Here is a 20,046-nt window from a genome sequence, read left to right on the forward strand (position 1 = left end):
GTGCTTTTGTTTTTACTTCTATCTCCTATTGCTAAACAGCAGATCATTTATTTTCTTCGTTTTATGGTAATGGCACCTGATGGATCACCTTCAACTTACAACCGATTTCATACATTATGCATCCACGCCTGGCTGACTTGGACGAAGAATCGCAGAACCCACCGTCAGCAAGATGGCTGCCATCCCAAACAGAATCAGCAGCGGCAGGGCAATATCCGATATCGTACCACCAGCGGAGATCGTTTCAACCGCCTGGATCGCCCATTTCTGAGGAACAAAATTAGCGAGTTTCTGCATATAATCCGGCATGATTGACAGTGGCCAGAAACAGCCGCCAATCATACACGTCGGTGTGATGATTAGTGAATTCAGCATGTTTGCATTTTTAGATTCACGAATCAATCCGGCAACCGTACTCGCAATCCCCATCGAAACCAGCATAAACGCGGCCAGGATGAGAAGATGGATACCAAATGGAATTCCCGCATCGTAATGAAGCACCCATCGGCTAATCCCCAGCACCAAGACAATTTGGATCAAACCGATCGCAAAACTTCCCAGAAAATTACCCAGCGCGATTTCATAGGCGTGGACCGGAGCTGTGTAGACTCGTGCCATCGTACGCTGCCTGCGGTCCTCCATTATGACGGCTACTGCACTTGTAAGCAAACCCATCATGAACATGATTGTAAATCCCGTCACATTGTTCAGACCCGGTTTCGGATAAATGTGAAGATCGGTTGCTTCACCCGAAATTTGATGTTTGCTCGTTTCCTGTAACAACTGTTCGAATTTCTCTTGGTTTAATACAGGATCAGGGGCCGCACCAGCAGGACTACCTGTTGTAGTCAACACTGCTGTTGCAGACTGTTTCAGCCCGGCTGCCAAACCTTCAACCGCGGCTCTTAATGTATAGGAGCTTTCACTTACACGAAGTTCTACCAGTTGTACTTTCGTTTGCTTGCCTTGCAGCAGATCATCTGTATAATGCGCCGGAATGATGATGCCGGAACTCCCCTTTTGCTGGGCGATGGCTTCCTTAAGCTCCGCTACATCATCCATTGGCTTGAGCAGATACTCCTCCTTGCGGGCAAGTTCATCCACAATCATCGCACCTGCCGCACCATGATCCTCGTTTATATAGGGAATAATTGCACGCGTTTCATGCTGCCCCCCAAATATCGAAACTGCCCCTGTGACGACTAAACAAGGAAGAAGGAGAAATGTGATGAAACCCCACTTACGTCCAAGTGTGCGTCTAATCATTAACCAGGCAATATTCAGACTATTCATAGCGGTATCCCGCCTTTCTGTAGATCAATGCCGCAAGTACCAATAATACTGCACCTACCGTACCAAGCATCATGATATTGTACATAATCTGACTTAGTGAAGCATTAAGCATCATTTGCAAAAAACTCTGAAGAGCCCAATGATTTACCGTAAATTCGCTAATCTGCTGTACAAAATCGGACGCTATGGGTGTGAAGCCACCACTGATAAACGTCATCGCAATGATTATGCCCTGTAGAGCAGCACTTGCCGATGCAACATTTTTGCAGACCAGGGCGACAATCACGCCGAGAGTCATGGAAGCCAGCGTGATCAGCACACAGATCAAAACAAGCAGCCATGGATGTGTACCCCAATTTACGCCGTATAACCAGTGTGTCATCAGTACAATAATGATGGCCTGCATAAAGGCAAGCAGGCTGTTTCCTGCAATTTTCCCTGCAAAGATAACGCCATTGCCTATTGGGGCAGCCTGCAGACGGGTTAACGTTTTTTTATCACGCTCGCCGAAGAGGCTGTTGCTGGTCGTCAGTCCAGAATATAGCATGAACATAGCCAGCATAGAAGCTGCATAATATTGGGAGGCACTGTATGATGTCCCGGCCTTTCCAGGGCTGCTTATAGCAATATAAGAGGAATTGGCAGCGTCTGATTCAGAAGAGGAAGCCATGGCAGCGACCACTTCGGGACCAAATACGTTTACCATAGCGACCTGCCTGTTCAGTTCATCCGTAAACCGGGTAAACAATGTTTCACCCACAACATTGAGCGTGCCATCTCTCCCCAGTATCCATTGCAACCTCGCTTCTTCCCCATTCATGATCTGCTCCTCCAGATTGGATGGGACAACTACGGCAAAATCAATGTCACCACGTCGCAGTGCACTTACAGCCTCTTCCTCCGTAGAAATGTTCTGTACCTTCATCATGTCGGCTACCGCCGGGGATGTCACAAATGTATTCAAAGCTTCGCTGATCGCACCGGAACCGGAATTTTCTTCAGCCTGAATGATTCCTACTCTCACAGGGTCAGGAATGGCTTCTTTTGCCGTGCCCATTGTACTGGAAAGTGCAGTACCCAATATAAAGATGAGCAGCAGCGGCAGAATAAACAGATTCAGCAGAACCGAGCGAATTTTCAGAATCCGTCTCAGCTCAAAGATGCAAATATGCCATATGTTCATCTGAGATCCTCCTAGTCCCGAAGCGTACGTCCGGTCAGATTGAGGAACAACGTTTCCAGATCAGGCTCTTCGACCTTGAGCGATTGGATGGAAATTTCATGTTTGCTGCAAATGAAAAGCATATCCTGTAGATCCTGCTGGGCGGATGGCAGCGTAATGGTCAATATATTGTCTGATACTTCTACCGCCCGGACACGGGGGTGAAGCTTTAACTCCTCCACAACAGCGGGACCGACGCCCAAAGTGGTCAGAACGATTTTTTCCTCGGATGCAACCCGTTCTCTCAGCTCTGCTTCGGTGCCGCAGGCAATGATATGCCCCTGATCCATAATCGCTACCCGGTGGCTGATTGCAGCTACTTCCTCCATGTAATGACTTGTATAAATGATGGTTGATCCCATCTGATTAAGCGTGCGGACAGACTCCAAAATATGATTACGCGATTGCGGGTCAATACCCACTGTCGGTTCATCCATGATGATTAAATCCGGGCGATGCATAATGGCACACGCAATGTTCAGCCTGCGTTTCATCCCGCCAGAGAACGTGGATGGGGTATCCTTCGCTTTGTCCTGCAATCCTACAAATTCGAGGGATTCCTGCACTCTTTCTTTAAGCATCTTTCCACGAAGTCCGTACAACCGGGCAAAAAAAGTTACATTCTCCGCAGCAGTCATCGTTTCGTATAGAGCCAGATCCTGTGGTACCAGCCCGATTTTGCGTTTCACTTCAAGCGGCCGTTCCTTGACCGATATGCCATCCAACCGAATTTCACCTTGATCAATCTTTAAAAGACCGGCAATCATGCTAATAGTGGTACTTTTCCCTGCTCCATTGGGTCCAAGCAATCCAAAAATTTCACCTTTACCGACACTCAGATTTAAATGATCCACCGAGAGCTTGCTGCCGTATCGTTTTACTACATGATCAACTTCTAGCATAGCCATAGATTATGCACTCCTCTTCCGTCCAGCTTCCTACCATTGAATTATATATCTGTATTGTAACGAATTGTGATCTTCTGCGAAGGTACGAAAGGTCATGAAACAAAGGTGACTTAAGTCATCTTCGGATGAGAAAACTGCCTATGATATAATCGACATAGATTACCGGAAGGTATACCTTCACTTTTAAAATAAAGGATGTCTCTGACATATGCCGATGCGGTTGTTGCAATACGGTTTACTTATAGTTCCCTCGGTCCTGTACATTCTGGTGCTGCCCCTGGAACAAGAAGATAGCTATACGCTGTATATTATCATTACACTTGGACTCGCGGTGTGGAAAGATTTCACCCGTTCAGGTATGCAGCGTTTGCTGCTTGTGGCCGAAATCCTTTTCAGCTGCTGGCTGATCGCTCTATATGGCCCATTTATGTTTTTCCTCTCCTTATCTGCGCTTTATGTGTACATGTACAGACTAGATGGGGCCCAGCGCTGGTTAATGCTCGCAATTCAGCTTATCGCCAGCAATATCGCGTTACATTGGTATTACGCCCCACCACAGGGGCTTCATGCATGGCTTATACTTCACACAAACACTGCCATTCCTTTTACCTTCACCCAAGAGACAATGGCTCGGGTTACAGGTAACCTGCTCCTGCTCATCACCGCAACACTCTCTTGGCAGGGGTCTAGAACTGCGAGCAGCCGGGGACAGCTTGAACAGGTGTATGATGAGCTGCGCAGTAAACATTACGAGCTTCAGGACGCACGAGAGCAATTGCTGCAATTCACGAAGCAACTTGAAGGAGCTGCACAGGTTGAGGAGCGTACCCGAATATCCCGGCAGCTTCATGATGACATTGGTCACCGCCTGATTCGCACCAAAATGATGTCTGACGCAGCCCTTCTAACCCTCCCTATACATCCGGAACAGGGCACGGAAATGGTGAGACAGATTCGGGATCAATTGGCCGCCAGTATGGATGACATGCGAACCACGCTCCACAAATTGCGGCCAAACTCTTATATATCCGATGCCTACGCACTAGATCGTCTGTTGGAAGACGTTGGCCGGGAAACGGGTGTGAAGACGCGTTACGAAGTGCGTGGGCATTCACATGTACTCTATCCCAGCATACAGATCGTCTTGTACAAAAATGCTAAAGAGGCCCTGACCAATGTCCTCCGTCATGGAAATGCCACTACGATTACGGTGGAATTGGAATTTGGAGAAAGAGAGATCTGTATGTCTATCAGCAACGATGGGAAGATCCATACCCTTTCCGCGAAGGAACAAACAAAAGGAAGCCATGAAGGATCTCGTGCTAACCCGAGTGTAAAAGCAGCGTTTACAGGGCTCGGCATGGGGCTTGAAGGAATGCGTCTACGCACACAGTTGGTTGGAGGGAAACTGGAAATCAAGTCGGACTATCCCTATACGGTGATTACACGACTGCCCATAACGAACAAAGCTGAACTGATATGAAAAAGGAAGTGATTTGCTCATGTCTGACCTGAATGAATTAAATAACCCGAGCCATTCTGTCCAACCTCAGTCCATTCGGCTGATCCTTGCGGATGATGATTCCTTTATCCGTGAAAGTCTTAAAGTCCTGCTTGGACTCGATCCCGTTATTAGCGTTACAGGTACAGCTTCCAACGGACGAGAAGCTCTCGAACTGCTGGAGTCAGGAACACCTGCCGACGTTGTACTTATGGATATTCGCATGCCCGATGGTGACGGAGTCGAAGGTACCCGAATCGTTAAGACACGCTTCCCTGACGTGCGTGTACTGATGCTTACCACGTTTGACGATGATGAGTATATTATTCAGGCTTTGCAAAACGGGGCCAGCGGTTATTTGCTCAAAATTGTGCCACCTGACCGAATCATTCAAGGGATCAAGACTGTACATAACGGGGATATGTTGATTCATCCTGATATTGCTCGTAAGCTAGCGACTCTGCTCCGCCCTGCTGCATCGGCTCAGACCCATGAAACCATTGACTCTTACGGCCTAACTCGTATGGAACTAGCTGTTGCAGAGGCTATCTCTGAAGGGCTGTCCAATAAAGAAATCGCTGCAAAGCTATTTCTGAGCGAAGGTACGGTCAAAAACTATGTTACTGATATTCTCGGCAAGCTTAGTTTGCGAGATCGGACACAAATCGCCATTTTCATGTTGAAAAATAAGTAGCAAAAAGGGTATCTCCCCTGCCTCATTAGGCGGAGGAAATACCCTTTAATTATTACATCTCTATCGACTTTTTCTCTCCCACAGGAGCTGGCGGCAGTGCCAGTGGAGCTTCAACCTCATGCTTGTCTTTCCGACGTCTTGCAAACAACTTGAGAGTTACGATATGAAACAGGGTTAGCGGACGCAAGCGGAGCGCCCAGGCTTCATGATTGTCCGGAGCCATGAGGACGCCAAGTTGATGATGCTCGCCTTCATAGATCGCCCGCTGCATGAACTTGCTCTCTCCCTGATGATTGCGTACCTCCAGCTTGCAAAAAGCCGGATTCATGCGCAAGGCGCGATGTAATTGCTCAGGCGAATGTACCAGCACGCCATTCACCTTGTACAGGGTCTCTCCTGCTTCAATCCCCAGGTCTTCCGCAGGACTATCGGGAATGACACCCAGCACCTTCAAGCCGTGCTCAGGGTGAACAAACAGCGGGCTGCGGTTTTGTTCTTCGAAGCCACTATACCACACCAGGAACTCATGTCCAATGAAAGCAGCCAAAGCTGCAACAATCATGAGTGGAGACCACCACGCAGCCAGAAGGCTGAGCACAAGCAGCCCTGTCCCATATAACAGCAATCGCTTTGCGGAAATCTGAACTTTTTTCCCCGGGAGCATACTTTGAGTCACCTCTCCGAATCCAAGCATAATCGGCAGTGCAACCAGCATGTAGCCATTTCCTCCGCTGATTAAGGCGGTCCATGGTAATGCTGCCCCGCCCGTAACTGGAACTAGGATCAGTAACGGAATCGGCCAGAAATGCTGCAGCTGGTACCCTCCGACAAGCTTGCCGCGTTTGCCTTCGAAGAGAAGCGGCGATGCCATAGATACCCCTTGCATACGAACCATCAGTGCTTCACCGATATGTAATACAGCTGCGAGCACAAGAAGTGCAGGCATATCCAGCTCACGTAAGGCTTCGGTGACAGTTCCTATCCATCCTGCGGGCTGCCAGCCCGAAGCCATATTTAAACCAAACTGCAACACACCAAGCAAACCTGCAGCATAAGCAAAACATAAGTATCGGATACGGAATAAGGCCAGAAATAACGTTGCTGCCCATATACAGATGAGGCTGCCCAGTGTAAGATGTGCCCCGAGAAACAGCGACACGATGGAGACCATTACACCGATCAGAATACCTCCGAGCACTGCACGAATGGTCTGTGTTATCGAGCTTTGCAGACGAACGTGGAACAATTTACGTTCCTGCAATAGTTGACGATGATAAACGAGTGCAATCAAGATTACCGCAATATAATAAAACGGCTGAATAAACAACTGCAACAATGCTTCCCCTAATGTAGTTAACCATGGCCAAGCCCATTCCATTGTGGATGGTCACTCCTCTCCTTCAGCCGGTTCAGAAAAAAAGAAGGCTGAAAATCAGCCTTCTTTATGGTTTCGACACAGCGGATGAAATATCCTTTGAGACATTTTCAATCGCGCGCTTCAGCTGTGCATCATATTGAGGATTGGCAATGCGTTCAATCAGAGCCGCTTCAAGTGATTCCGCGGTTTTCTCGTCAATCTGGCCTGTTGCCTGAATGCCTTTTTGTTTCTGGAATGCTTTGACCGCTTCTTCTGTCTTCTGGTCATAGTATCCGTCCACACGATCCGGCTTGAAGTCAAGTCCTCTCAGCATCGTCTGCGCACTTTTCACATCCGTGCTATTGCTGTCGTATTTCAAAGGTAATTTTTCTTTATTGATTGGTGCCACCGAGAAGTAATCCGGCTGGTTCACCGCAATATCCGGTTTGATGCCTTTTTCATGAATCCAGTCTCCATTCGGAGTCAGCCATTTCGCGATGGTGATTTTCAGCAAGCTGCCATCACCCATCTGCTTATCATAACTCGTCTGTACGGTTCCTTTACCAAAGGAGTTTTCTCCAACCAACGTTGCGCCTGCCGACTGTTGCAATGCACCAGCCAAAATTTCTGACGCACTCGCGCTGCCCTTGTTCATCAAAACCGTAATTGGATAGGATTTACCTGATCCGTTTGATTTGCTTTGTTCCTTTTTACCGTTCTTGTCTTCGACTTGAACAATAACCTTGCCTTTGGGAACAAATTGTTCTGCAATATCAATAACGACCTGCAAAACACCACCCGGGTCATTCCGTACATCAATGATCAGGCCCTTCATGTTCTGCTTCTCCAGCTTCGCCAGTTCTTCCTTAAAGCGATCGCCAGTATTCAGCGAGAATTGAGTGATGCTAATCACACCAACACCGTTATCCTCCATGTGGGCGTAGACCGTTTCCAAATCAATATCAGCACGCACGATGACAAATTCAATTAGCTCGGAAGATCCGGCACGTTTAACCTGCACCTTCGCTTCACTGCCTTTTGGACCTCTGATTTTGTTAACGGCTTTGTTCAGTTCCAAACCTTGCAGGGATTCACCATTCACGGACATGATCATGTCTTTCGCACGAATACCCGCTTTTTCGGCAGGTGATCCTTTGATCGGCGATACCACGACGACATTCCCGTCTTGAGAGGATACCTCTGCACCGATTCCGGTAAACGAACCTTCAATCGATTCCTCGAACTGGGCTGCTGTTTCCTGTCCCATATAATTGGAGTACGGATCACCAAGGGATTCCATCATGCCGTTGATCGCACCATCAATGAGTTTGGTTCGATCCACGTCTTTATAATAGTTGCTTGAGATCAAATCCATCGCGGTTTCAATCTTCTTTAAATCGTTCTTCTGCTGTGCCGTGCCAGTTACACTGGCAAGCAATCCTTCACCAGGTGCCGTCTTTGCTAGGCCTGGGGAACTCATTAGCACCAGTGTAAGCAGGCTGCCTCCAAGAAGGGCTACAATGACAAGCAGCAGGGCCGATCTTTTCTTCATCATCCGTTTGTCACCGCCTTTAGTATTGAAGCGTGTCAAATTCAATTGTTCCGTGAAACATTCCCTGAACATGCCAGCTTAGTATATGCCTAGCTTGTACGGAATATGTTTATTCCATTCCCTTGCAATCCATCTATTATAGATAATTCATTGGGTTGACTGCCGTACCATTATCCCGAACTTCAAAGTGCAAGTGAGGTCCTGTAGAGTTGCCTGTATTGCCTGATTCGGCAATAAGATCGCCTTTGCTGACCGTATCTCCCTTGCTCACCTTAAATCCGCCTTCACGCAGGTGACCATACAATGTCCAAAGACCGCCACCATGGTCTACAATAACGGTATAGCCGTATCCAGTGTACCACTCAGCCATGATTACGATACCGCCTGATGCAGCATGAACTGAGGTACCCACAGGAACAGCGAAATCAACACCATTATGCATTTTTCCCACTTCCCCCGTAATAGGGTGTGTACGCCGACCGAATGGAGAAGAAATACGTCCACCGGATACGGGTTTGGAGAAAATGCCATTCCCCGCTGAATACGTGGTCTCACTGGTCTCACTGCTGCCTGTGCTGACCTTGGTCGGCGCCTTCGCAGCTGCCGCCGCACGTGCAGCTGCTGCTGCTTTTGCTTTGGCGGCCGCGGCCGCTTGCTGTTCACGCAATTTGTTTTTCTCTTGGAGAAGGGATGAACGCTTGCTTGCAATCTGCATCAATACGTCTTCCTGTTCTTGCGTCAGCTCTTCCGATTCTTCAATTTTAGCATCATAGGAAGCGAGAAGCACTTGCTTCTCCTGTTCCTTCTCGTTCAATTGGGACTTGCGCTGTTTCTTCTGCGCATATAGACTCTTAGCTTCTGCATATTGCACGTCCAGTTCTGCCTTTTTGTCCACGACGAGCTGCTTGTCCTTTTTGTGTTCATCCAGCAGATGCTGATCCTGATCCACAATCGTTTTTAGTGAATCGGCACGAGTCAGAAAATCAGAGAAGCTTGTTGAGGTTAACAACACATCGAGATACGAAACGGCACCGTCTGTATACATCAGCCGTACACGTGATTCAAGCAATTTCTCTCTTGCAACGATACGTTCTTCTGCGGCTTGCAGATCTTTTTTCGTTGTCCGAAGATCCTCTTCCGTATTTTCAATCTGCAAGGATACGTTTGCCAGCTCATCACTAACCACATTGATCTGTTCCATGACCACTTTCAAGTAAGCATTGGTCTTGTTCTTGTAATGCTGGGCTTCCTTTTTGTTGCTGGCAGCCTTTTGCTGCTCCTTTTTGGCCGAAGCCGCCTTGCTCTCCAGTTGCTGAATCTGCTGATCAATGTCGCTAATGCTACTCTTGGCATATCCGTCAGAAGGTTGAAGCGTCAAACTGGCCAATAACGTTAAAGCCAGCAGCGAAGCTGTTTTTTTCAAAATGTGATCCCCCATCCTATGATTTCACAAGAAAGCAACCTGCACAGGTGGTGAACAGCATGTTCTTTGCTTTCTTTACACTAAAGACTCCGTCTTTACTACATATCGTCAAACAGCGTTCAGTAGTGAACCTGCTTTGCCATTCTTTTTCGATTAAACGTTAAGAGACTTGCGGATGGACAATGTACTTCCCAAAATACCAACCAGCACACCAAGTCCAATCAAGAGTGTTCCAAACAGCAGCCAAATATCGCCGAGTGGAATCAGATTAAGCATCTGCATGAATACATCCTGACCAATTGTTGCCATCAGTCGGCTGTAGCCGAAGAACAGTACCGCTACCGTAATCGCCGAACCGATCAATCCAATCAATGCCCCTTCAACAAAGAAAGGCCAGCGAATGAACGTGTTGGTGGCTCCAACCAGTTTCATAATACCAATCTCCCGGCGCCGGGCCAGAATCGTTACGCGAATCGTATTCGAGATCAGGAACATGGACATCAAACCCAGTCCCCCGACAAAAATAAATCCGATATTCCGAACAAGCTTTGTAAATTTGAACAACACTTCCACCGTTTCTTTGCCGTAGTTCACTTTCATGATCGGCTTCTCCGGATGTTTATCGTTCAATGCTTCGATTTTTTGCGCCACAAAAGTGACGGTTTCCGGTTCAATGACCTCTACTTCAATGGTCTCCGGCAGTGGGTTGTTATCCACATCGAAACCGCTCAGCACGTTGTCTGCACTTGATCCCAGACGTTCACGGAACTCCTTGAGTCCTTCTTCTTTGGAGACAAAACGAATTTCACTGACTTCAGGCATGGCACTGATTTCCTGCTCCAGCGTGTTACGCAGGTTCTCATCCACGTTCAGTTCGAGATACGTACTGATCTCGACCTGGCTGTCCACCTGGTTGGCCATGGAATTCACGTTGAGCACCAGCAGCATGAACACACCCAGAATAAGCAGTGACACGATAATGGACATGATGGAGGCCACGGACATCCAGCCGTTGCGGAATACATTTTTGAATCCCTCCCGCAAATGGCGCAAGAGAGTACTAAAATTCATAACCGTATTCCCCTCTCATCTGATCCCGTACAATCTGTCCGCGTTCAATCGCAATAACCCGTTTACGCATCGTATTCACGATATCTTTGTTATGGGTCGCCATCACAATGGTTGTCCCGCGAAAATTAATTTCATCCAGCAGCTGCATAATGCCCCATGACGTCTCCGGATCAAGGTTCCCCGTAGGCTCGTCCGCGATAATAACAGACGGATTGTTCACGATGGCACGCGCGATGGCAATACGCTGCTGTTCCCCACCCGATAACTGCGAAGGTTCACGGTTCGCCTTGCTGCGCAGCCCTACCAGATCAAGCACTTCCATCACTCGCTTCTTGATGTGACGCTTCGGCGCTTCGATAACTTCCATGGCAAATGCCACATTCTCAAATGCGGTCATGCGTGGCAGCAACCTGAAATCCTGGAACACAACGCCGATATTCCGGCGTACATAAGGAATTTTGCGTGGCTTTAACTTCCCGATATTAAATCCGTTAATGGATATTTGTCCTTTGGTCGGAACTTCTTCACGGTACATCAATTTCATAAATGTCGATTTGCCTGCGCCGGACGGACCGACGATATAGACAAATTCATTGCGGTCGATCTTCACCGACACCCCTTGTAATGCGTGGGTACCATTGGCGTAGGTCTTCCACACGTCCTGCATTTCTATCACATCATCACTTCCCGTTGCATAGTTAGCCATTATCATTTCGACACAATCCCGGCATTTCCTTTAAAAAGACCTGAATTTCATCAGGAGAAATCCATTTCGCCCTATTTTCGATGGTGAAGCTTGGATTCATATGAGTTTTATTGTAACAAATTTGTTACCTATTGAGTACCCGAAAGTTTTCCATCATAGGATCATATATATGGAAAGTGTTACGAATTGCGGAACAACAGAAGTACAAAGGAGTGTACGGATATGAAAAAAATACATTTGACGGTCATTATTCTGTTCTCTATCCTCTTGATCGGTTCCGCGTCCTATGGATTGCTGTATATGTACGTGAACCAGCCTGCTCTACCGAAAGATGTGCGTGTTGGGGAATGGTCGTTGGAAGGTATGAATCGCAAGGAGGTGCAGCAAGCACTGGATGCGCGATTGAAACAACTGAAGGAGTGGCCAGTTACTCTTGAGGTGGACGATCCGGCAGCCAAAATGATGACGTTCACCGCCGCCCAGACGGGTGCAAATTACAGCGCTGACGACTTCCGGGCTGCCGTACAGCAGCTGGACGAAGGCAATCTGTGGGAGCGAGCCTACGCCCGATATCATTTCACCAAGGAATGGTCCCTGAAGCTGACGTATAATTCAAAATCACTGCAAGAACAACTTAATCCTGCCTGGGAAAAGGAAACCTTCGGTTCACCTGCGGACGCTGTCCGCCGCATTACCGCAAGTGACAAAGTGCAATACATCCCGGAAAAAGGCGTCCGCCGGATCGCCTGGGATGAACTCGGGAACCTGATGCAGGCTAAACTGCACCGGGATTTCGCTGCACTGGATCATGATACGAAGCCGAACCCTCTACTGATTCAGCTGCCACTTTATACGCTGCAACCTGAAGTGACCCTTAATTCGCTGCGCCAGGAGGGAATTGATCGGAAAATCATTCAGTTCTCCACTGGCCTCGGAAACAGTAGTGAAGGCCGGATACATAACGTCAGTGCAGCAGCGCAAGCGGTTAACGGCTTGATTTTACCGCCAAATGGTACATTTGATTATGAGAAGGTCATCCGTAAAGCCGAAGAAGACTACGGTTTCCGGGAAGCCCCGGTCATCGTAAACGGGCAGCTGACCCCTGGCATTGGAGGCGGCATCTGCCAGGTGTCGAGTACAGTCTATAATGCAGCTCTCTTAACCGGACTGGACATTGTAGAGCGTCGCAATCACTCCCTGCCCGTCAAATATTTGCCAAAGGGACTCGATGCCACGTTCGCCTCAGGTTCGATCAATTTTCGGTTCAAAAACAATACCGGTAAGTCCCTGCTCATTCTTGCCAAAGTAGAGGGCGGGAGGTTAACAGTTAAATTTTTCGGCACCTTCCCGGAAAACGTCAGTTATGCACTGGAATCCCGTACGATTGAGACGTTAAGTGTTCCCGTGAAATATGTATCGAGCAATGTGCTGCCTGACGGTGCCCAGCAGGTGCTCCAGAATGGTCAGCCCGGATATATTGTGGAGACACTGCGCACCAAAAGGGTAGATGGCAAAGTCGTCGAATCCAAAACCATTACACGTGATACGTACAAAGCCCAGAACCGCCTGATTGCCCGCTCTGGTCATACCAACCTCCCTGATCCCAAGGAGCCTTCTGTCGTAGAGGATGGGATCAGCGACACGAAGCAGCCTTAAACTTTCTCCCACTGGAGGGCCACTACACATACACATGGATAGGTCCAACTCAGCAAAATAATAACAAACAGAAAAAGACACATCTCCCGTTCCCCATACTTGGGCTCCTCAGAGATGTGTCTTAATTAGTTCTATAGAATTGTTCTACAGATTCATATTGTGTATGGATCAGACCAGACCTTTTTAATGTCCGCCTGTGTACTCTCCCTGCTCTTCACCTATAACCATCTTCTCCTTACCCATGAAGAATGCAGCAATCAACGCCAGTGCAGCCGGGATCGCAGCCCAGGCAAAGAGCTGCACGATGGATGAAGACAGCGCGTGCGTAATGGCATCCAGCACCTGAGGCGGAATCGCCTTTCTCAGCTCTGGTGACAGCAATGCATGTGGATCGCTCAGATCCACTCCCTGAGGCACGCCGCCTGCAGGAGCACCCGTTCCACCCGCTTCCGCCGCTGATCCGGCGAGGGCATCATTCATTTTGCGAGTAAATACTTGGCTTTGCACGATACCAAAGATCGTAATGCCCATCGTCATCCCCAGCGAACGCAGGAAGTTAAGTGTGGAGCTCGCTGCTCCGCGTCTTTGCGGTTCAAACGCGTTCATGGCTGCATTGCTGAGTACCGAGAATGAAGCTCCGACACCAAGACCAACCATCACCATATATATACGAATCGTCCATAAAGATGAACTTTCATCCAGCGTTGTCAGCAAGCCAAGACCAACCACCAGCAAGGCCAGCGTAGGAATCATAATGCTGCGATATTTGATTTTGGTCATCAGGACCCCACCCAAGGACGCCGTCACAACGGATCCAAGCATCATTGGCAACAGCACGAGACCAGAGTTGGTCGCCTTGCCACCAAGAACACCCTGAATGAAGATCGGAATGTACACGGATGCGGTAATAAACGCCGCACCACTGAACATGCCAATGACGTTACTAGACCAGTACACCCGGTTGCGGAACATGCCGAACGAGATGATTGGTTCCTTGGCTCTCGTTTCTGCAAACAGGAATAGCAGTGCAAGCACCACGAATCCGGCAAACAAACCGAGGATCTGCCACGAGCCCCAAGCATACGTTTTGCCACCCAGTTCAAGCCCGAAGATGAGACAGACCACCGCACCAATCAGTGTGATTGCACCCAGCCAGTCAATCTGTTGGGATTGATGCTGATGCGATTCCTTATAGAAGAATGCAATAAACACAAACGCGATCAGACCAAGCGGCAGGTTGATATAAAATACCCATTCCCATGTCGCATACTGCGTAATGTAAGCACCCAGCAGTGGGCCAAATACGCTGGACAAGCCGAACACGGCTCCAAACAAACCGCCCAATTTGCCTCGTGATTCTGGTGCGACCACATCAAACATAATCGTAAAGGCAATCGGCACCAGTGCACCTGCACCAATACCTTGAATAGCTCTGTACATCGTCAGCTCGACGATTGTTGTTGCCGTTCCACATAATGCGGAGCCAAGCATAAATACCAGTATTCCGAAAACAAAAAACTTCTTCCTTCCATACATGTCGGATAACTTACCGAAGATTGGCATACCCGCCATCTCGGCTACCATATACGCAGAAGTAACCCATACGAACTTGTCAAGCCCACCCAGCTTCCCGACAATGTCGCCCATAGCTGTTGCCACGATGGTATTGTCCATCGAAGCCATCAGTATGCTCAGCAGCAGCCCTGCCAGCACCAATCCAATATTATTTTTACGTGTAGCCATTGTACTCAATCTCTCCCATTCACAACCGATTCATATGACTGAATTAGTATATCCGAAAAGTTACGGCGGATAATCAGTCCAAGGACCGATTGCTTTGCACCAAAACTTCCGATAGCGTATGAATTTGCAGAGAAGAGCGGTATTCCACCGTGCCGATCCGGCAGCCGGGGCCAATTTTTATTTTATCCCCTCGAACAACTTCTGCCTCTGTATACTCCAATTCGATATCGTCGCCTTCGATCATCCCTGCCTTAAGTACTGACTTCTGCCCCGAAAATAGACCTTCGAACAGTTTGCCCTTGCCGCTCTTCACTGAAATGATGGATCCGCCCATTTCCCTAACCTCGGATGGACCCATGATTTTGAGTGTCATTTGTTCAGCGCTGAGCATACCCGCTATCGTAAAACGGCCGTTCAGCTTCATATCCTCCACCTGACAATCGCCTGATACATGAAGCTCCCCTACCACTTTCATATGTTCAGCTTTTGCATACAGGTTAGAAGCATAATGCCCCTCCTGATCTTCATTATCAGCAGCAGCCTGGTCTTTCAGGGTAAGGGTTCCCGTAATTTTGATATCTGTCGATTCAAGAGATCCGTATATGACCGATGTACCGGTACATTTGAATTGATCACAGATCAGTTTATCATTAAACGAGGCATCCCCTACTACCTTGATCTTTCCGTATACACCACCAGAAGAACTGCCGTCGCCGATGATGCTAATGTCATGTTTTTTATCCATTGAACTGGCAAAATGATTATTCATGTCGATCACATCCCTTTCACTCCAAATCAAAATTAAATTCGCTGACTGCTGCCCACCTTGGCATCTGGATCAACCTCTAGTTCACCCGAATATTCGACCACTCTGACGTTACATCCGCGACCGATATGAACCTTGTTGCCACGAACAATATCTGCCTCGGTATCTTCCAGCACGATTTCATCCCCCTCAATCAAGGATGTCTTGAATGAAGGTGTACCGCCCAGTCCAATACTTTTCCAAAAGCCAGTCTGTTCCTTACGACGGATATCAATGCGCTCCCCACCAATCTCTTTGGCCGAAGAGGATGTATGCAACCTGATCTCTACCGTTCCCGCATTCAGGAAGCCGCTGATTTTAATATTGCCCTGTACGTTCAGGGACTCGCATTGTACGTCACCTTCAATATCAATCACGCCACCAATATCGATTCGTTCCCCATTCACTCGTCCGCGTACGGTACATTTCCCGTTAACTTCAAGCTCAGGGCTATGGAGGTCTCCATTAATCGTAGTCAAGCCATCCACACGAACACGAGAACTGTTCAAAGGGCCGTTCAGCGTGCACATGCCGTTAATCGTTGCACTTTCTGCACTCAAAGCTCCATGCATCTTCAATGTTCCATTCACATTAAGGGAGGTACAGTCCAGGTTACCGTTTACCTTAGCCATGCCATCAATGGATACCCGGTGAAATTCCCCGCCTGCCGTTTGGCTCAAACCTGCTACGTTCAGATCGTTTCGCAAATTACGTTCCTCCATATATGACCCACTCCTTATCCCAATTTGAGTTTCAGCTCTTCCATAAACGTTCCCATGGGCTGTCTAAGAACAACCTTCACACCATTGTCAAAATAAAGCTCCGTCCCTGCCGTTACCAGCATGAATAAAGGGACACCCATCTTGCGAATAAGCACCAGCTCGCTTGGTTTGCCTGTGAAACGATAGTAATGCTCCGACATGACGTCGATGAGCATTGTACCCTCCTGGCGGGTAATATCCCCGCTCATTAGCAGCTTATCAAGGACATAGAGCATCATGATCTGATCCAATGCATACAGCGGCCGCTCCCGGCATGCTTCATTCAACAGCTCGAGCGAAATGTTCGAAACAATGTTTCGCTCCAATAGCTGCTCAGCGGACATTTCCACTTCACCCAAAGTTGGTGAAAACACGTCTGCCAGTTCATCCAGAGACAATCCGTCCTTCATATTGAGAATCTTGTCAATCCGCAGTAATATCTGTTGCTTTGGAAAAAAAGTCTCTTGTCCGGTATAGGACGACTTCCGAATAAACCATTCCTCTGGAATGAGATTCTTCCGCTTCCAGCGGTATAACTGGCCGTAGGAGATGCCCGTCAGGTCCAGCAATTCTTTCTTGGAGATCAAATCATCCGTCATATATGGTCCCCCTTTACGTTGAAAACAGTGTAACATAACATTGTTACGCTGTAAAGAGAGCGAACAACATGGTGAATGGAATCTCCGATTTCTGTTCATATCTACTGTTCCCACATAAAAATTCATATGATTTTGGAAGCGCTTATTTTCTTTGTTTCTACAGTGGATCTTGTTATTGCGTCGAAAGTGATTTACGTATAACCTGTTTACTACAGACACTTTGGAGCCATTTCCACTCCAGATCCATCCTCTCGTTTCAATTCAGGACCTTCATCAATGAATTATGAAAGGGGTTAATTTAACACATGGCACTTATTCAATGTAATTTTTACTCGGACACGCTTGGTCTAAGCACCAGCATGCATGTTATCCTGCCACAACAAACCCAAAATCAGATTGGTATGGAGAGCGTATCGGGCCAAGGACTGCATCCCACACTGTATCTGCTGCACGGTCTATCGGACGATGACTCCATCTGGCTGCGCCGTACATCCATCGAACGATATGTTGCCGACCTTGGTATTGCCGTTGTGATGCCTCAGGTTCATCGCAGCTTCTATACGGATATGGCTGAGGGTGGACGTTATTGGACGTTCATTAGCGAAGAGCTGCCTGCACTCGCGCGTTCCTTCTTCCCGCTATCTCACCAACGTGAAGACAACTATGTTGCCGGATTGTCCATGGGTGGCTACGGGGCATTCAAGCTTGCGCTTCGGAAACCGGATCAATACGCTGCCGCGGCAAGTTTGTCGGGAGCGCTCGACATGGTAGCGCATTTGGATAATATGAATTCCAGCCCACTCTGGCGGGCCGAAATGGAACGTATCTTTGGGCCGAAGATTGCAGGCTCGGAGAACGATCTGCTGCAACTACTGAAGGAGAACCATGCGAGCAGTGGACCTCGGCCATTGCTCTATCAATGCTGTGGTACGGAAGACTTCCTGTATGAGCAGAACCAGTCCTTCCGTGAAGCCTGTTCCCAGACCGATCTCCAATTGACCTATGAGGAGGAACCCGGTGAACATGAGTGGGGCTATTGGGACAAGAAGATTCAGAATGTATTGAAATGGTTGCCTCTACCTAAACGCGTCTAGTCGAGAAATTTAAATGTAGCAACTGCATTTTACATGGATATGTACAGGGAATAACTATATAAGTTTTATAAGTTCAACTAATGATATTTACACTAGCACTCCAATGACCAGAACAAGCTTCTGATCTCTGTAATACACAAAAAGCAGGCCCTTGAGAATAAATCTCTGGCCTGCTTTTACATTTCATACTCTTTTTCACTATAGTAAATGTGACATTAACCCCGATTGGTAATCCATTGCTCTGTCATTTCAAGCACCTTCTCACTGCGGGCAATTGCTTCAGCCACCTGATTCGAAGCTGTGCCGCCATAAACATTACGGGCATTTACAACCGCTTCCGGTTGCAGCACGTCATAAATACGCTCATCGAACAGCGGAGAGAATTGACGGAATTCATCCATTGTCAGATCCAGCAGGTACTTGCCGTTCTGGATACAGTACAATACCGTTTTACCAATAACCTCATGCGCTTGGCGGAACGGCAAACCTTCGCCCACGAGGAAGTCCGCAATATCCGTAGCGTTCGAGAAATCCTGATTAACCGCTTGACGCATCCGTCCTTTGTTGACCGTCATCGTTGCGATCATCGGTGCGAACAATTGAAGCGCACCCTCCAGCGTCGCCACAGTGTCAAACATGCCTTCCTTGTCTTCCTGCATGTCCTTGTTGTAAGCAAGCGGCAGAGATTTCAGTACGGTCAGCAAACCGATCAGGTTGCCGTACACACGTCCTGTTTTACCACGAACGAGTTCAGGAACGTCCGGGTTTTTCTTCTGTGGCATAATGCTGCTGCCGGTGCAGAATGCGTCGTCCAGTTCAACAAAACCAAACTCCGTGCTGCTCCACAGGACCAGTTCTTCACTCAGACGGGATAAATGAGTCATGATCAGCGAAGCGGCTGCCAGAAACTCCACGATAAAGTCACGGTCGCTGACCGCGTCCAGACTGTTCTCGTAGACACCGTCGAAGCCCAGTTGTTCCGCCACAAAATGACGATCAATCGGGAACGTTGTGCCTGCAAGGGCACCTGCACCCAACGGCAAAACGTTAATGCGTTTGTAGCTGTCCATAAGACGCTCCGCATCCCGTTGGAACATCGATACATACGCCATCAGGTGATGGGCGAACAGAATCGGTTGTGCACGTTGAAGATGCGTATATCCCGGTACGATCGTATCGAGATTATCTTTGGCTTGTCCGATCAGCGCTTCCTGCAACGAGTGCAGCATGCCAACAAATCCAACCACGCGCTCACGCAAGTACAAATGCATATCCGTTGCTACCTGATCATTCCGGCTGCGTCCTGTATGTAATTTGCCACCTACAGGGCCGATGGTATCGATCAGGTTTTTCTCAATGTTCATGTGGATGTCTTCATCCGATACGGAGAATTCCACTTCGCCTGCGCGGATTTTGTGCAGAACGGTGATCAAACCTTCCTTGATCGTTTCTACATCCTCTGCCGGAAGAATGCCGCATTTGCCCAGCATCGTTACATGAGCCAGACTTCCTTGAATATCTTCCTCGGCCAACGCTTTATCAAAATTGATTGACGCTGTGTATTCCTCAACCAGGTGATTGGTTTGTTTGGTAAAACGTCCTCCCCACAGCTTGCTCACAGTGAGTGCTCCCCTTTCGCTCATGGACAAAGCCGCTCCTGC

The 20,046-nt window shown here is 48.1% G+C and carries 17 protein-coding genes; 4 read left to right on the forward strand and 13 right to left on the reverse strand.

Annotated features, from left to right (window positions below; genetic code table 11):
- Positions 1-114: 114 nt before the first annotated feature.
- Genes Q0V21_RS18425 through Q0V21_RS18435 form a run of 3 tightly spaced genes read right to left on the reverse strand, consistent with a single transcriptional unit; the run spans position 115 to position 3,423 of the window.
- Complete coding sequence (locus Q0V21_RS18425; RefSeq protein WP_301880001.1) at positions 115-1,293, reverse strand: ABC transporter permease; 1,179 nt, start codon at positions 1,291-1,293, stop codon at positions 115-117.
- Positions 1,286-2,476, reverse strand: a complete 1,191-nt coding sequence (locus Q0V21_RS18430) for an ABC transporter permease (protein WP_301880002.1) — start codon at positions 2,474-2,476, stop codon at positions 1,286-1,288. Before Q0V21_RS18430 ends, Q0V21_RS18425 begins: the two co-directional genes overlap by 8 nt.
- Before the next feature lie 11 nt (positions 2,477-2,487).
- Positions 2,488-3,423 (reverse strand): ABC transporter ATP-binding protein, encoded by a 936-nt coding sequence (locus Q0V21_RS18435; RefSeq protein WP_301880004.1) that lies wholly within the window; start codon positions 3,421-3,423, stop codon positions 2,488-2,490.
- A 208-nt stretch (positions 3,424-3,631) separates the two neighbouring features.
- On the opposite strand from Q0V21_RS18435, the gene Q0V21_RS18440 reads away from it, so the two are divergent.
- Together Q0V21_RS18440 and Q0V21_RS18445 are read left to right on the forward strand one after the other, a co-directional pair.
- Positions 3,632-4,906 (forward strand): sensor histidine kinase, encoded by a 1,275-nt coding sequence (locus Q0V21_RS18440; RefSeq protein WP_301880005.1) that lies wholly within the window; start codon positions 3,632-3,634, stop codon positions 4,904-4,906.
- A 19-nt stretch (positions 4,907-4,925) separates the two neighbouring features.
- Entirely contained in the window at positions 4,926-5,618 is a 693-nt protein-coding gene (locus Q0V21_RS18445) for a response regulator (protein WP_301880007.1), read from the forward strand.
- Between the two features lie 52 nt (positions 5,619-5,670).
- Here the strand turns inward: Q0V21_RS18445 and Q0V21_RS18450 are convergent, their stop codons facing one another.
- The 5 genes from Q0V21_RS18450 to ftsE form a co-directional block, all read right to left on the reverse strand.
- Positions 5,671-6,996 carry a PDZ domain-containing protein gene (locus Q0V21_RS18450; protein ID WP_301880008.1) on the reverse strand — a complete coding sequence of 442 codons (1,326 nt, stop codon included), beginning with the start codon at positions 6,994-6,996 and terminating at the stop codon, positions 5,671-5,673.
- A gap of 64 nt (positions 6,997-7,060) precedes the next feature.
- A complete protein-coding gene (locus Q0V21_RS18455; RefSeq protein ID WP_079350383.1) occupies positions 7,061-8,530 on the reverse strand; it encodes a S41 family peptidase in 1,470 nt (489 codons plus the stop codon).
- Positions 8,531-8,663: 133 nt separating this feature from the next.
- On the reverse strand, positions 8,664-9,950 hold the full coding sequence (locus tag Q0V21_RS18460) for a murein hydrolase activator EnvC family protein (RefSeq protein ID WP_079350382.1): 1,287 nt from the start codon (positions 9,948-9,950) through the stop codon (positions 8,664-8,666).
- Positions 9,951-10,103: 153 nt separating this feature from the next.
- Positions 10,104-11,021 carry a permease-like cell division protein FtsX gene (gene ftsX, locus Q0V21_RS18465; protein WP_301880009.1) on the reverse strand — a complete coding sequence of 306 codons (918 nt, stop codon included), beginning with the start codon at positions 11,019-11,021 and terminating at the stop codon, positions 10,104-10,106.
- Entirely contained in the window at positions 11,011-11,697 is a 687-nt protein-coding gene (gene ftsE / locus Q0V21_RS18470; protein WP_024631580.1) for a cell division ATP-binding protein FtsE, read from the reverse strand. Before ftsE ends, ftsX begins: the two co-directional genes overlap by 11 nt.
- A 252-nt stretch (positions 11,698-11,949) precedes the next feature.
- Between ftsE and Q0V21_RS18475 the strand changes: the two genes are divergently transcribed.
- Positions 11,950-13,383 (forward strand): VanW family protein, encoded by a 1,434-nt coding sequence (locus tag Q0V21_RS18475; RefSeq protein WP_301880010.1) that lies wholly within the window; start codon positions 11,950-11,952, stop codon positions 13,381-13,383.
- Between the two features lie 183 nt (positions 13,384-13,566).
- Here Q0V21_RS18475 and Q0V21_RS18480 read toward each other — a convergent pair whose 3' ends face one another.
- The 4 genes from Q0V21_RS18480 to Q0V21_RS18495 all read right to left on the reverse strand — a co-directional run bounded on the left by Q0V21_RS18480 (position 13,567) and on the right by Q0V21_RS18495 (position 17,291).
- Positions 13,567-15,126 (reverse strand): MDR family MFS transporter, encoded by a 1,560-nt coding sequence (locus tag Q0V21_RS18480; RefSeq protein ID WP_301880011.1) that lies wholly within the window; start codon positions 15,124-15,126, stop codon positions 13,567-13,569.
- A gap of 73 nt (positions 15,127-15,199) precedes the next feature.
- The gene (locus Q0V21_RS18485) at positions 15,200-15,895 is read right to left on the reverse strand and encodes a hypothetical protein (protein WP_301880012.1); all 696 of its coding nucleotides are present in this window, start codon (positions 15,893-15,895) and stop codon (positions 15,200-15,202) included.
- Positions 15,896-15,927: 32 nt separating this feature from the next.
- A complete protein-coding gene (locus tag Q0V21_RS18490; protein WP_301880013.1) occupies positions 15,928-16,653 on the reverse strand; it encodes a polymer-forming cytoskeletal protein in 726 nt (241 codons plus the stop codon).
- A gap of 14 nt (positions 16,654-16,667) precedes the next feature.
- Complete coding sequence (locus Q0V21_RS18495; protein WP_301880014.1) at positions 16,668-17,291, reverse strand: YhbD family protein; 624 nt, start codon at positions 17,289-17,291, stop codon at positions 16,668-16,670.
- Between the two features lie 305 nt (positions 17,292-17,596).
- Between Q0V21_RS18495 and Q0V21_RS18500 the strand changes: the two genes are divergently transcribed.
- Positions 17,597-18,385, forward strand: coding sequence for an alpha/beta hydrolase (locus Q0V21_RS18500; protein WP_301880015.1), 789 nt, complete (start codon positions 17,597-17,599; stop codon positions 18,383-18,385).
- A gap of 215 nt (positions 18,386-18,600) precedes the next feature.
- Here the strand turns inward: Q0V21_RS18500 and argH are convergent, their stop codons facing one another.
- Positions 18,601-20,004 (reverse strand): argininosuccinate lyase, encoded by a 1,404-nt coding sequence (gene argH, locus Q0V21_RS18505; protein WP_079350399.1) that lies wholly within the window; start codon positions 20,002-20,004, stop codon positions 18,601-18,603.
- Positions 20,005-20,046: the final 42 nt, after the last annotated feature.

This window comes from Paenibacillus sp. 11B (assembly GCF_030487755.1).
GTDB lineage: Bacteria > Bacillota > Bacilli > Paenibacillales > Paenibacillaceae > Paenibacillus > Paenibacillus vandeheii.

Excerpts from the sequence above, each read along its gene's own strand:
- Q0V21_RS18425 (WP_301880001.1), bottom strand. The coding sequence starts at position 1,293 with ATGAATAGTCTGAATATTGCCTGGTTAATGATTAGACGCACACTTGGA.
- Q0V21_RS18430 (WP_301880002.1), bottom strand. The coding sequence starts at position 2,476 with ATGAACATATGGCATATTTGCATCTTTGAGCTGAGACGGATTCTGAAA.
- Q0V21_RS18435 (WP_301880004.1), bottom strand. The coding sequence starts at position 3,423 with ATGGCTATGCTAGAAGTTGATCATGTAGTAAAACGATACGGCAGCAAG.
- Q0V21_RS18440 (WP_301880005.1), top strand. The coding sequence starts at position 3,632 with ATGCCGATGCGGTTGTTGCAATACGGTTTACTTATAGTTCCCTCGGTC.
- Q0V21_RS18445 (WP_301880007.1), top strand. The coding sequence starts at position 4,926 with ATGTCTGACCTGAATGAATTAAATAACCCGAGCCATTCTGTCCAACCT.
- Q0V21_RS18450 (WP_301880008.1), bottom strand. The coding sequence starts at position 6,996 with ATGGAATGGGCTTGGCCATGGTTAACTACATTAGGGGAAGCATTGTTG.
- Q0V21_RS18455 (WP_079350383.1), bottom strand. The coding sequence starts at position 8,530 with ATGATGAAGAAAAGATCGGCCCTGCTGCTTGTCATTGTAGCCCTTCTT.
- ftsX (WP_301880009.1), bottom strand. The coding sequence starts at position 11,021 with ATGAATTTTAGTACTCTCTTGCGCCATTTGCGGGAGGGATTCAAAAAT.
- Q0V21_RS18475 (WP_301880010.1), top strand. The coding sequence starts at position 11,950 with ATGAAAAAAATACATTTGACGGTCATTATTCTGTTCTCTATCCTCTTG.
- Q0V21_RS18480 (WP_301880011.1), bottom strand. The coding sequence starts at position 15,126 with ATGGCTACACGTAAAAATAATATTGGATTGGTGCTGGCAGGGCTGCTG.
- Q0V21_RS18485 (WP_301880012.1), bottom strand. The coding sequence starts at position 15,895 with ATGAATAATCATTTTGCCAGTTCAATGGATAAAAAACATGACATTAGC.
- Q0V21_RS18490 (WP_301880013.1), bottom strand. The coding sequence starts at position 16,653 with ATGGAGGAACGTAATTTGCGAAACGATCTGAACGTAGCAGGTTTGAGC.
- Q0V21_RS18495 (WP_301880014.1), bottom strand. The coding sequence starts at position 17,291 with ATGACGGATGATTTGATCTCCAAGAAAGAATTGCTGGACCTGACGGGC.
- Q0V21_RS18500 (WP_301880015.1), top strand. The coding sequence starts at position 17,597 with ATGGCACTTATTCAATGTAATTTTTACTCGGACACGCTTGGTCTAAGC.